11 protein-coding genes are annotated in these 13005 nt (G+C 65.8%); all 11 read right to left on the bottom strand.

What is annotated here, in order from left to right; genetic code table 11:
- Genes murC through mraZ form a run of 11 tightly spaced genes read right to left on the bottom strand, consistent with a single transcriptional unit; the run spans position 1 to position 12755 of the window.
- Positions 1 to 1443, bottom strand: a complete 1443-nt coding sequence (gene murC / locus RIE31_05490) for a UDP-N-acetylmuramate--L-alanine ligase (protein ID MEQ8640050.1) — start codon at positions 1441 to 1443, stop codon at positions 1 to 3.
- Positions 1440 to 2618 (bottom strand): undecaprenyldiphospho-muramoylpentapeptide beta-N-acetylglucosaminyltransferase, encoded by a 1179-nt coding sequence (gene murG / locus RIE31_05495; GenBank protein MEQ8640051.1) that lies wholly within the window; start codon positions 2616 to 2618, stop codon positions 1440 to 1442. The genes murC and murG overlap by 4 nt, the downstream gene beginning before the upstream one ends.
- The gene (locus RIE31_05500) at positions 2615 to 3751 is read right to left on the bottom strand and encodes a putative peptidoglycan glycosyltransferase FtsW (GenBank protein ID MEQ8640052.1); all 1137 of its coding nucleotides are present in this window, start codon (positions 3749 to 3751) and stop codon (positions 2615 to 2617) included. The genes murG and RIE31_05500 overlap by 4 nt, the downstream gene beginning before the upstream one ends.
- Positions 3748 to 5151 (bottom strand): UDP-N-acetylmuramoyl-L-alanine--D-glutamate ligase, encoded by a 1404-nt coding sequence (gene murD / locus RIE31_05505; GenBank protein MEQ8640053.1) that lies wholly within the window; start codon positions 5149 to 5151, stop codon positions 3748 to 3750. Before murD ends, RIE31_05500 begins: the two co-directional genes overlap by 4 nt.
- 4 nt (positions 5152 to 5155) lie before the next feature.
- Positions 5156 to 6244, bottom strand: coding sequence for a phospho-N-acetylmuramoyl-pentapeptide-transferase (mraY, locus tag RIE31_05510; GenBank protein ID MEQ8640054.1), 1089 nt, complete (start codon positions 6242 to 6244; stop codon positions 5156 to 5158).
- Entirely contained in the window at positions 6234 to 7670 is a 1437-nt protein-coding gene (gene murF, locus RIE31_05515; protein MEQ8640055.1) for a UDP-N-acetylmuramoyl-tripeptide--D-alanyl-D-alanine ligase, read from the bottom strand. Before murF ends, mraY begins: the two co-directional genes overlap by 11 nt.
- A complete protein-coding gene (locus RIE31_05520) occupies positions 7663 to 9168 on the bottom strand; it encodes a UDP-N-acetylmuramoyl-L-alanyl-D-glutamate--2,6-diaminopimelate ligase (GenBank protein ID MEQ8640056.1) in 1506 nt (501 codons plus the stop codon). The genes murF and RIE31_05520 overlap by 8 nt, the downstream gene beginning before the upstream one ends.
- The gene (locus RIE31_05525) at positions 9155 to 10858 is read right to left on the bottom strand and encodes a penicillin-binding protein 2 (GenBank protein ID MEQ8640057.1); all 1704 of its coding nucleotides are present in this window, start codon (positions 10856 to 10858) and stop codon (positions 9155 to 9157) included. The genes RIE31_05520 and RIE31_05525 overlap by 14 nt, the downstream gene beginning before the upstream one ends.
- Positions 10855 to 11253, bottom strand: a complete 399-nt coding sequence (locus RIE31_05530; GenBank protein ID MEQ8640058.1) for a hypothetical protein — start codon at positions 11251 to 11253, stop codon at positions 10855 to 10857. The genes RIE31_05525 and RIE31_05530 overlap by 4 nt, the downstream gene beginning before the upstream one ends.
- Positions 11254 to 11256: 3 nt before the next feature.
- The gene (rsmH, locus tag RIE31_05535) at positions 11257 to 12267 is read right to left on the bottom strand and encodes a 16S rRNA (cytosine(1402)-N(4))-methyltransferase RsmH (GenBank protein ID MEQ8640059.1); all 1011 of its coding nucleotides are present in this window, start codon (positions 12265 to 12267) and stop codon (positions 11257 to 11259) included.
- Positions 12264 to 12755, bottom strand: coding sequence for a division/cell wall cluster transcriptional repressor MraZ (gene mraZ / locus RIE31_05540; protein ID MEQ8640060.1), 492 nt, complete (start codon positions 12753 to 12755; stop codon positions 12264 to 12266). The genes rsmH and mraZ overlap by 4 nt, the downstream gene beginning before the upstream one ends.
- Positions 12756 to 13005: the final 250 nt, after the last annotated feature.

The raw sequence follows: 13005 nt of genomic DNA on the forward strand, positions 1-13005 counted from the left end.
TCATCGCCCGCTCCCCGTATGACGGGCGCCAGGGCCGGGCAAAGCGCCGGGCAGGGCGCCAGGCAGGGCGTTGGCCCACTGGGTGATGGAGCCGGCGCCGAGGCAGATCACCATGTCGCCGGCGGTGGCCAGGTCAGCGATCATCTGCGGCAGGTCGTCAGCGGTTGGCAACGGGCGGACATCGCGGTGACCGCGGGCGCGGATGCCGTCTACCAGGCTGTCGCGGTCGGCGCCGGCAATCGGCTTTTCACCAGCCGAATAGACGTCACACACGATGACGCAATCGGCATCGTTGAAGCAGGTGCAGAAATCCTCGAACAGGTCGTGCAGGCGGCTGAAGCGATGGGGTTGAACCACCGCGATGACACGGCCGCGGGCGATGTCCCGTGCTGCCGCCAGAACCGCGGAGATTTCCACCGGGTGATGGCCATAGTCATCGACTACCGTGACGCCGCCGGTGGTTCCGGTGACGGTAAACCGCCGTTTGACGCCCTGAAAGGAAGAGAGACCGCGGCGAATATGCGCCGGGGCGATGTCCAGTTCACGGGCGACGGCGATGGCGGCAAGCGCGTTCTGCACGTTGTGGCGGCCAAACATGGGAAGGTGGAGCTGCTCCAGGAGCATCCCGCCGCCGCGGACCCGCTCGCCGATGATGGCGGTGAAGTGCATACCGTCCTGGGCGGCGGTGACGTCGCTCGCCTGAACGTCCGCCTGCCGATTCAGGCCATAGGTCAGCAGGCGGCGGTCGCGCACCTCGGGAATCAGCGTTTGCACTTCCGGGTGGTCGAGGCACAGCACACCGAAGCCGTAGAACGGGACATTCTCGACAAATGTCGCGAAGGCGGCGCGCAGATCATTGAAGGAGCCGTAGTGCTCCATATGTTCGGGGTCCATATTCGTGACGATGGCAATGGTCGCCGGCAGCTTGACAAACGTGCCGTCCGATTCGTCGGCTTCCACCACCATCCAGTCGCCGGCGCCGGTGCGGGCGTTGGTGCCGTAAGCATTGATGATGCCGCCGTTGATCACCGTCGGATCAAACCCGGCGGTATCAAGCAGATGGGCGACGAGCGAAGTTGTGGTGGTCTTGCCATGGGTGCCGCCGACCGCGACTGACCATTTGAGCCGCATCAGTTCGGCCAGCATTTCCGCCCGCCGCACCACAGGAATGAATCGCTGGCGCGCCGCCTCGGTTTCCGGATTGTCACGGGTAATGGCTGATGACACGACAACCGCCGAGCAGTCGCCCAGATTTTCCGCCCCGTGGCCTATAGTGACGGGAATGCCCATCGCGCGCAGTCGCTGAACATTGGCGTTCTCCGCCACGTCACTGCCCTGCACCGCATAGCCCAGGTTGTGCAGGATTTCGGCGATGCCGCTCATGCCGATACCGCCGATGCCGACGAAGTGCAGGGTGCCGATATTCAAGGGCAGCGCCTTCATGGTCGCCCGCCCCCTACCGGCCGGGCGGTGGCCGCCACCAGATCAGCCAGCGCCGCGGCGGCGTCCGGCCGGCCCAGCGCGCCGGCGGCCGCGGCGGCCCGGATAAGCAGATCCGGCATGGTCAGCAGACGCTGCAGGCGGCTGGCCAGGGCGTCGGGCGTGAAGGCGCTTTGCGGCATCAGCCAGCCGCCACCGGCCTCGTCCATGGCCTGGGCGTTGGCCGCCTGGTCCTGGTCGAGAGCGCCGGGAAAGGGCACCAGGATGGCCGGCCGGCCGGCTGTTGTCAGCTCCGCCACGGTTGATCCGCCGGCCCGGCAGATCACCAGATGGGCGGCCGCCAGGCGCTGCGGCACATCGGTAAAGAACGCCCGCAAAGTGATGTTTGCCGACACCCCGTCATAGGCCGCCTCTACCGCGGCCAGGTCTTCCGGCCGCACCTGCTGGGCAATACGCAGCCGCGCCTGCAGGTGTTGCGGCAGGCGGCGGATGGCCTCCGGTACAACGGCGCTGAAGACATGGGCTCCCTGACTTCCACCCAGAATCAGCACATCCAGAGGACCATCCAGTTGCGGTGCGCTGTAGGGCGATCCCGCCAGGCGGGCGATCGCGGCGCGCACCGGGTTGCCGGTGCAGACGATGCGACCGGTATCGCGCGGCCGCAGCCCGGCGACGCTGGCAAAGGACGTGGCTATGGCCGACGCGCGTGGCGCCAGAAGGCGGTTGGCCCGCCCGAGCACGGCGTTCTGATCGTGAATGACGGTTGGCTGTCCAAGGCGCGAGGCGGCAATCAACGCGGGCAGCGAAGGATAGCCGCCAAAGCCCACTACCACAGCAGGCTTGAGGCGCATCAGGCGCAGCCAGGCCTGGCCGACGCCAAGCAACAGGCGCGCAGCGCCTGCCGCCTTGCGCAGGGGGCCGCGCCCCGTCGTAGTTCCGGCAAACAACCGATGGACCGCCATGCGCGGGTCCAGATCGTGGAAAGCACTGCCCCGCCGATCCGTCACCAGGTCAACCCGGAAGCCGCGCGCCAGCAAGATCTCCGCCAGAGCCAGGGCCGGAAAGACGTGGCCGCCGGTGCCGCCAGCCGCCAGCAGGGCGAGACGGCCCTGACCATCGCTTTTGATCTGGCCGACGGGTGCGGTGGCACTGCGTGCCATGGCGAGAGGCGCGTTCATCGCCACGCCTCTGTCCCGTCGCCGCCTCGCCGCCGGCGCGTCAGGGCCAGCAACATGCCAATGGTGAAGGCCACGGCCAGCATGGAGGAACCGCCGTAGCTGACGAACGGGAGAGTCATGCCCTTGGTTGGCATCAGATGCAGGGTCGACGCCATGTTGACGATGGCCTGCAGGCCAAAGCCGACCAGCAGACCGGTGGTGGCGATCTGTACGAACGGACTGCTTTCGTCGCTGGCGCGGGCAAAGCCGCGCAGCACCACCAGGGCGAACAGACCGATGATAATGAGAGCGGCGAACATGCCCAGCTCCTCACCGGCGACAGCGAAGATGAAGTCGCTGTGGGCGTCCGGCAGGCGATCTTTGACGCTACCCTCACCGGGGCCGCGTCCGAACAGACCTCCGGCCATGAATGCCGACAGGCCGGTATCTACCTGGAATGTGTCGCCGGACGCCGGGTCCAGGAAACGGTCAATCCGACTCGAGACATGATCGAAGGTCCAGTAGGCGCCGATAGCGGCAACCAGACCGAGAACGCTGACGGCGACAATGATGACCATCGGCAGGCCGGCGACAAAAAGCTGGGCAACCCAGACTGCTGCAACAATGACCGTCATGCCCATGTCCGGCTGGGCCACCAGCAGCAGAGCGATGACGGCGAACAAGCCGGCGACGATCCGCCGGCCGGGAAAAGCCGGGTCGCGATGTGCTTCGGCCAGCAGCCAGGCGCTGACCACGGCAAAGGTCGGCTTGAGGAACTCTGATGGCTGAAGGGAAAAGCCGGGCAGCGACAGCCAGCGCTGGGCGCCCTTGATCTCGGGCCCGATGACCAGAGTCAGGGCGGTGGCCAGCAGGGCCGCAGCGAATCCGACAATGGCCAGTCGGCGCATGGTCAGCGGGTCAAGCAGGCTGATCGCCACCAGCACAATCAGGGCCAGCACACTGAAAACCATCTGCCGCTCGACGAAGTGGAGGGGCGGCAGGCCGATCCGCACCGCCACCGCGGGACTGGCCATGGCGGCGAGCATGATGCCAATGGCCAGCAGCAACAGGGCCGCCGCCAGCAGCCAGCGGTCTACGGTCCACCACCAGCGGCCGATGATCGAAGTATCGGTGCGGGCCATCAGAAATGTCATGACCGGGCCTCCGCCGCCGGCAGGGCCTGAATCTGATCCAGCACCAATTGGCGGAAGCGGTCGCCGCGTTCGGCAAAATCACTGAATTGATCAAACGAGGCGCAAGCCGGCGACAGGAGTATGACCGAAGGAAGCGGGTCCTTCGTTGCCGCATGGGATGCCCGGGCAACGGCTGTCGCCAGATCGCCGCAGCGGCTGACCAGGGTACGAGGACTGAGGTCCCGGGCAAAACTTTCCGTCGCTTCGCCGATAAGAAAGGTTTCCTGAACGCGGCCCATGCGGCTGGCCAGAGGCGCGAGGGACTCACCCTTGGCCTGGCCGCCGGCGATCCAGTAGATGCGTTCGTAGCAGTCGAGCGCGGTACAGGCGGCGGACACATTGGTCGCCTTGCTGTCGTTGACAAAGGTGACGTGACCGGTGCGGGCGACCACCTCCTGGCGATGTGGCAGGCCTGCATAAGTGACAAGCGCGCCAGCGATGACCGCCGCCTCAATGCCGACCGCACGGGCGACCGCATAGGCGGCGGCGGCGTTCTGCCAGTTGTGACGGCCCGGCAGAGAGGATGCGGCGGACAGATCGCAGACGCGGCCGTCACCGCCGGCTCGCTCGTCATAGAGGACGCCATCGCGAACGGAGACCTCGCCCGGCGCAGCACCCTCCGCGGAAACGGCAACAATCGTCCGGCCCGCAGGCTGCGCTAAAAGCTCGTCGCGAATAGCCTGGCACCACACGTCGTCCTGGCCGACGACGGCCACGTCTCCCGCCCGCTGGTTAGCGAAGATGTGCCGTTTGGCGGCGACATATCCGTCAAGGCCGCCGTGGCGGTCCAGATGGTCTGGGCTGATATTGAGGAGAACGGCGATTTCGAACCGCATGCCCGGCGTCAGTTCAAGCTGGTAGGAGGACAGTTCCAGAACATATCGGGTGGTGCTGCCACCGGGTTCCAGGGCAAGTACGCCAAGGCCGATATTGCCGCCGGTCCGCACTTCACACCCGGCCGCGGCCAGAACGTGACTGATCAGGGCCGTGGTGGTGGACTTGCCGTTGGTGCCGGTAATGCCGATGGCGCGCAACTCGGGGTGGCTGCGCCACATGAGTTCCAGGTCGGAGAGAATCTCGCAGCCATGGTCGCGCGCCCGCACGGCCACCGGGTGCGGCTTGGGAAAGCGATGGGGAATACCGGGACTGAGGACCAGGCCGTCGATTTCCGCAAAGCTTTCCTGCATGAGATCGGCCAGCGGAACGCCGGCGGCGGCGGCGGCGGACCGCCGCTCCGCCTGGTCGTCCCAGCCCAGCACCCGGGCGCCGCTGGCGGCCAGGGCCTTGGCCGCACTGAGCCCGGTGCGGCCAAGGCCCAGCACCGCGTAGGTCTGTCCTCTGGTGCGGGGCAGCGCAATCATGGGCCTAGCGCAACTTCAGGGTCGCCAGACCGGCGACGGCCAGGATCGAGGCAATGATCCAGAAGCGGATGACGATGGTCGGCTCCGCCCAGCCCTTCTGCTCGAAGTGATGATGCAGCGGCGCCATGCGGAAAACGCGACGCCCGGTCAATCGGAACGACACCACCTGGGCGATGACCGATACGGTTTCCAGAACGAACAGGCCGCCGACGATGGCCAGGACAATTTCGTGCTTGGTGACCGCAGCGATGGCGCCCAGTGCGCCACCCATGGACAGCGATCCCGTGTCGCCCATGAACACCATGGCCGGCGGCGCGTTGTACCACAGGAAGCCAAGCCCGGCGCCGACCATGGCGCCGCAGAACACAGCCAACTCGCCGGCCCCCGGCACATGATTGATCTGCAGATAGCCGGCAAAAATGGAATTACCGGCCAGATAGGCGATGAACAGGAAGCAACTGGCTGCCAGCATCACCGGCCCGATGGCCAGGCCGTCCAGCCCGTCTGTCAGATTGACGGAGTTGGAGGCGCCGACAATGACGAAGGCGACAAACGGAAAATAGAACCAACCGAGATCCACAAGCAGGTTCTTGAAGAAGGGAAAGGCCAGGGTGGTGGCCAGCGGGTCGCGGGTCAGATGGCTGATGGCGACAGCGGCGGCAAGGGCGACCAAAGCCTGCATGGCGAATTTGAACTTGCCAGGAATGCCGGCGCTGCTACGTCGTGTCAGTTTGCGATAGTCATCGACGAAACCTATGGCGCCGAAAGCCACGGTGACCGCCAGCACGACCCAGGTAAAGCCGTTGCTGAGGTCGGCCCACAGCAATGTGGAAATGCTGAGCGACAGAAGAATCAGAAACCCGCCCATGGTTGGCGTTCCCTGCTTGGTCAGCAGGTGACTGGCCGGGCCGTCAGTACGGATGGGCTGGCCGGCCGGCTGCTTGCGACGCAACCAGCGGATAAACGACGGGCCAAGAACGAACGAGACGATCAGCGCCGTCATGACCGCGCCGCCGGTGCGGAAGGTCAGAAAGCGGAACAGATTGAAGACGGTATAATTGTCGGCCAGCGGCGCCAGGAGATTAAACAGCATGGGCGACGCCTTCCTGGGTGTTCCGGCTGGTAGCGCGGTGACGAAAGTGGTCAACCACGAGGCTCGCCCGGCTTGCCTTGGAGCCTTTGACCAGCACGATGTCATCGGGTCTTAACAACTGATCCAGGGCCTCTGGCAGGGCATCGGCGCTGGTCACCGCCAGAGCCCGGTTCTTTTCCGGCAAGGCGGCAAAGAGCACCGCCGCCAGGGGTCCGATGGCGAAGACGAGATCGACCCCGGCGGCGGTCACGTCCGCGGCCATGGCCTTGTGCAGGCTCGCCGCTGTGTCGCCCAGTTCCAGCATGTCGCCAAGCACGGCGATCCGTCGGCCGCTGGCGGCGGGCTTCATAACGCCAAGGGAATGCAGGGCCGCGCGCATGGAGTCGGGGTTGGCGTTGTACGCGTCATCAATCACGGTGAGCACACCGCCGCGGATGGCGGCGGTGAATCGTTCACCACGTCCGGGCAGGGAGCGGAGCTTGCCCAGGGCGGTCGCCGCCGGGCCGGGGTCCAGACCTAACGCCGCCACGGCGGTCAGCACAGCCAGGACGTTGGAGGCCCAGTGTTCTTCCGTCAGGGGCAGAGTGACCGTGTGGCGATGACCGAGAATCATGGCCTCCAGGACAGCGCCCTCGGCGGTCTTTCGCCACGACACCAGGCATCCATCGGCGCTGCTATGCCGACCGAAGGTCAGCACCCTGGCGTGCTGGGCTTTGGCTCGTGCCTCCAGCACGGCAAACTGATCACTGTCGCGCGGCAGAACGGCGATACCGTCGGCGACAAGACCGGCACAGATGTCTGCTTTTTCCGCCGCTATGGCGGCGATACTGTCGAAGGCCTCAAGATGGGCAGCACCAATGGATGTGATGATGGCCACGTGCGGCCTGGCGAGACGCGACAAAGGGGCGATCTCACCCGGCTGGTTCATGCCGATTTCGAGTACCGCATAGGTGGCGTGGCGCGGCAGGCGGGCCATGCTCAAAGGCACACCCCAGGCATTGTTGAGATTGCCGGTGGTGGCCGAGGTGGCCCCGTAGGCGGCCAGAGCGAGGGCCAGGGCCTCCTTGGTGCTGGTCTTGCCGACACTGCCCGTGACAGCGATAACGCGCGCCTGACTGCGCTGCCGGGCGGCGGTGGCCAGCGCTTGCAGCCCGGCATCGGTGTCGTCGACGCGCAGCAGAGGCCACTCGGCTCGATGGCTGGCGACGGCGCCACGACGATCGACCATGGCTGCCGCGGCGCCGTTGCGGAAGGCTGCTGCGACGAAACTGTGTCCGTCGTGGTTGGGACCCTTGATGGCAACAAACAGGTCGCCATGCGCTAGCGAGCGGCTATCCAGCGACACGCCTGTCGCCAACCATGGTGCGGTGGACTGTCCACCGGTTGCCGCCTCGGCTTCGGCCGCGCTCCACAAGGGTTCAACCATGAGCCGCCCCCTGGCCGGAGCCAATCAGACCCCGCGCCACGGCGCGGTCGTCAAACGGCAGGATTTGATCGCCGATGATCTGGCCGGTCTCATGACCTTTGCCGGCAATGAGCAAACCGTCGCCGGCGGCGAGCCCGCGTACCGCGGTCTCAATGGCTTGCCGGCGGTCTGCGATGTGGAGGGCGTCGGGCGCCTGCGCCAGAATCTGCCGCCGGATCGCTTCGGCGTTTTCCGTGCGTGGGTTGTCATCCGTGACAATGACGCGGTCGGCGTTGTGCGCGGCGATGCGCCCCATGACCGGACGTTTGGCACCGTCGCGGTCGCCGCCGCAACCGAACACCACTACCAGACGACCCGTCACATGTGGCCGCATGGCTTGCAAAGCGGCCTGCAGGGCGTCCGGTGTGTGCGCATAGTCAACGACCACAAGGCCGCCGGCCTCTGTCGCGCCGATGATCTCCATGCGCCCGGGGGCGCCGTGCAGCCGGTTCAGGGCGTTCAGCACCTGCATGGACGACAGGCCTGATGCCAGGCCGATGCCGGCGGCGGCAAGGGCATTGAGAATCTGAAAGCGTCCCCACAGAGGCAGACGCACATCGCCGGTCGTTCCGCCGATTGTCAGTGTCAGCCGCCAGCCCTCCGGCGTCGCGGCCATGTGGTCGCAGCGCACGCCACCATGCGTCAGGCCATAGTCCAGCACGGAAAGGTTGCGGGCGCGGGCGATGTTGCGAAGGGTGTCGTACTCGCCCGAGTCGCGGTTGAGGACCACACTGCCGCCGGTGACAACGATCTCTGAAAACAGGCGTTCCTTGGCCCGTCGGTAGGCCGCCATATCACCGTGATAGTCCAGGTGATCATGGCTCAGGTTGGTAAAGGCGGCGATGGAGACACGAACCCCGTCCAGCCTATGCTGAGCCAGCCCGTGGCTGGAGGCCTCCAGGGCCAAATGAGCCACGCCGTCACCGGCCAGCCGGGCCAGGGCGTGGTGCAGGTCCATGACGTCTGGCGTGGTCAGTCGGCTATCCAGCCGCGCCTGGCTGGCGCCGTCTGACTCTATGCCCAGGGTGCCCAGGCTGGCTGCCGGCCGGCCGGCTGAGCGCCATATCTGGCTGGCGAAGGTGGCGACCGACGTCTTGCCGTTGGTGCCGGTGACAGCGGCAATGCAGGCGGGCTGGGGGCCGCAGTATGCCGACGCCATGCGGGCGAAGCGTCGCGGCACGCAATCGTCGGTAACCAGGCTGATGACTTTGTCGGTCGCCGGCAGCGCGGTACCGGTCTCGGCCAGCACGGCGATGGCGCCGTGACGCAGGGCATCGGGAATATAGTGACGACCATCAACCCGGGTGCCAGGCAGGGCGGCGAACAGCATGCCCGGCTCAATGCGGCGCGAATCCGCACTCAGGCCCGTAATGTCCACGTCCGGACCTACCAGATGGGCTGCCGGAATCGGCGGCCAGCCGGTATCGGTGTGATCTTGCATCAGGTCAGTAAGACGCAAGATGACGCCCTCCCAGTGGCAGGGTTATGGCAATCATGTCGTCATAGGCCCGTTCGTCATCGGGGCGCGGACGAATGCCGAGCAGGGGTGCGGCGCGGCCGACAAAGCGGCCGACAACCGGCGCAGCGACCCAGCCACCGGTGGCGAAGCCGTATGACTGGGCGTCGCCCTTTGGCTCGTCGATCAGTGCCAGAACAACGTATTGCGGTGCGTCTACGGGAAAGACCCCGACAAAGGACGACAGCAGCCGTCGTTCAGCATAGCCCCGCCCGCTCTGTTTCTCGGCGGTGCCGGTCTTGCCGCCGACCAGATAGCCGGGGGCATCGGCCATGCTGCCGGTGCCTTCGGTCACCACCAGCCGCATGAGCTGGCGCATGGTCTGTGATGTTTGCGCAGACAGGACCTGTGTTTCCTGCGTCGGCGAGGCGACGTTACGACGCAACAAGGTCGGCGCCATCAGGCGGCCGCCATTGACGATGGCCGCTGTGGCGCTGGCCAGTTGAAGGGGGGGGACAGAAACGCCATAGCCATAGGACACCGTGATGGTGTTGACGTCACGCCAGCGCTCTGGCTTCACCGGTTGCCCCAGTTCGCGCAATTCAATGGCGGACGGGCTCAAGAGGCCCAGACGCGTGAGATAAGCCTGTTGCCGTTCGCCGCCGACGGCCAGCGCCATGCGCGCGGCGCCGATATTGGAGGAGTGGATGAATACTTCCGGCACGGTGAGCCAGCGGTTCTGACCGTGATAGTCATCAATGGTAAAGCGGGAGATGCGCAGAGGCTCTGTGGCATCGAAGGAGTCGGCCAGAGACACGGCACCGGAATCCAGCGCCATGGCGGTGGTGAAGGCTTTGAACGTGGAGCCCATTTCATAGACGCCCAGGGTCGTCTGGTTGAAACGGGCTTCGGCTGGCGCGTTGCCCGCGAGTTGCGGGTCGAAGTCTGGAAGCGACACCATGGCGATCACTTCACCGCTCGCCACGTCGAGCACCAGACCACTGGCGCCGACCGCCCTGAACCGGGTCATGGCCGCCGCCAGCTCTTCGTGCAGGATGCCCTGAATGCGGATGTCCAGGGACAGGCTGATCGCTGCTTGCGAACTGGTAATGACGTCCTCAAGACCACGCTCGATCCCGGCCAGCCCGCGATTGTCGATGTCCGTAAAGCCAACAGCGTGAGAAACCAGCCGGCCGTGCGGGTAGACGCGGCTCTCTTCGGTGACGAAATCCAATCCCGGCAGACCGAGACGATTGACTTCGTAGTGCTGGCGAGGCGTCAGATTGCGGCGCAGCCAGACGAACCGCCGGTCGGTGTCCAGGCGCTCGCGAATCCAGTTTTCACTAAGGTCGGGCAGAATGGTGGAAAGACGGCGCGCCGTCTCATCAATGTCCTGAACACGCTGCGGGTCGGCATACAGTGAAGCGGTTGCCAGGCTCGTCGCCAGAATGACGCCGTTGCGATCTGTCAGTTCAGCGCGATGTACCACCTGGTCGGTGACCTGGCGTTGCACGAGGTCGGCCTGTGCCGCCGCCTGTACAATGCTGAGATCAGCGACCCGCAGCGCCAGCACACCAAAGGCAACGGCAAACAAAGCGCCGGTCAGAACCAACCGCGTCCGCCCAACCTCCACAAACGTCTTGGTCCGGCCGTCGATGCGGATGTGACGATGGCGCGTTATGCTACCCATCATCGAATGATGCCCGGTCGCACACGCAGACGGATTTCCGACCACGCTTCGATTGGTTCCACGGCGGCGGCCGGCTCCACTCTCGCGGCGCTCTGCACATCAGGCGAAATGATCAGTGGCAAAGTGGCGACCTCGCCAACGCGCGCGGTAGTCAGCGGCACCATGCCAAGATATCGCGACGACAGGTCGGCCAGCCGTGCTGGTTGATTGAGATAGGCCCACTCCGCCTCCAGAACATGGACGGCTTGTTGATCATCGTTGATCTGGCGGTTCAGCGTCTGCAGTTCTTCCTCAATGTCACGAACGGCGAAGGTCACGTGAAAGAGGCCGTATGCAGCCAGTCCGGCGAGGACGATCCAAGCGACAGACAGGCGACCGAGGGTGGGGCGCAGGCGCATGGTCTAGTCCGACTCGCCAGCAGATACGGCCACGCGCTCCGCCGTGCGGAGGCGGGCTGAGCGGGCACGGGGGTTGAACCGGATTTCCTCCTCGCCGGGCTTTATGGCGCGACGGTGCAGCAGCCGGAGTGTCGGCCGCCGCCGCTGGTCGGCAGACAAAGGGGGCTGGTGGCGCGAGGGCGCACCGGCGGCCCCGGCGGAGCGGCTGTGCAGGAAGGATTTGACCAGCCGATCCTCGAGGGAATGGAAAGCGATGACGGCCAGACGGCCGCCGGGCGCCAGAAGGGATTCCGCTGACACCAGACCGCGCTCGATTTCGCCCAGCTCATCGTTGACGGCCATGCGCAGGGCCTGAAAGGACCGCGTTGCCGGGTCTGTCTTGCCGCTGCCGCCCTTGGCCCGACGAATGATCGTGGCCAGCTCGCCAGTGCGGCGAAGTGGCATCCTTTGACGGGTTTCGACGATGGCGCGCGCGATGCGCCGCGCCGCCGGCTCTTCACCCAGATCATGCAGCAGGCGGGCCAGGTCGGCTTCGCTGATGGCGGCCAGCAGTTCAGCGGCCGTCTGCCCCTGGCTGGTGTCCATGCGCATGTCCAGCGGCCCGTCACCCTGGAACGAGAACCCGCGGTCGGGGGTATTGATCTGGTCGGACGAGAAACCGAGGTCGAGGGCAACGCCATCAACCCCGCGCTCGGCCGCGGCGGGACTGGCCCTGCGACACAAGGCGGCCATGTCGCCAAAGCGTCCGTGCAGCGGGATCAGACGGTCGCCCAACCGGACTGCCATGTGCCGGGCGCGGGCAAACGCGGCAGGGTCGCGATCAATGGCGAGAACCTGACAACGGGCGGCAGACAACAGTGCGCGGGTCAGGCCGCCACCGCCAAAGGTTCCGTCCACATAGAGGCCGCCATCGCGTGGCTCAAGCGCCGACAGGGTTTCGGCCAGCAGCACGGGAACATGCTGTGTCGTCGCCGGCTCGGGCGCGGCGGAGGCGGGGAGGGCGGCGGAGGTCATGACCCGTCGCCGTCAGGTGCTGGTGATCGCGGGGCGTCGGCCGCCGCCGGGCGCAGAGTGCGGCCGGCCGTACGCAAACGCTCGCGGGCTGCCTGCTGGAAAGCGGTGAAGCGCTCCGGCTGCCAGATCTGAAATACCGGACCGCGACCGACAAAGGCCGCTTCACCGGTGATGCCGGCGTGCTCACGCAGATCTTCGGCAAGGATGATGCGGCCTTCGCCATCAAAGGCGAGCTGGCGCACATCAGGGAAAATCGCCGAGGCGAAATCGTCCTGAGCTTCGGAAAAGCGATCCAGCGAATCGACTTCGCCGGCTAGCTGCTCCATGCGGCCGATGCCGCTGCCTTCCAAGGTTGGGTGCTGGTGTGACCGGTAGAGGACGATGCCGTGAAACGACTGGCCGGCGACCGCTGCACGAAAGCTGGCCGGCACGGAAATCCGGCCTTTGCGGTCGATCTTGTTGACAAATGTGGACAGGAACAGCGCCACGACCCGCCCTCTCCGGACATATTTTCAGGCCCATCCGGGCCCGTCCCCCCACATCGGGTAGCGGTCTTTCTTGGGAATGTTTGGGATACCATGGGATGATTTGGGCGGTCAATGAAAAGCGCCTGTCGTCCATGGGATAAAGCGCCTTTTTCTGCGTCTTTGCCGCGCCCATGGCCACACGGCCGATGGCCATCCGTCTGGCCATGGGCCCGGGTGCGATAATCGCGGGACGGATTCCGGTGCATTCCCA

The organism is Alphaproteobacteria bacterium (assembly GCA_040218575.1).
In the GTDB taxonomy this organism is placed as follows: domain Bacteria; phylum Pseudomonadota; class Alphaproteobacteria; order JAVJRE01; family JAVJRE01; genus JAVJRE01.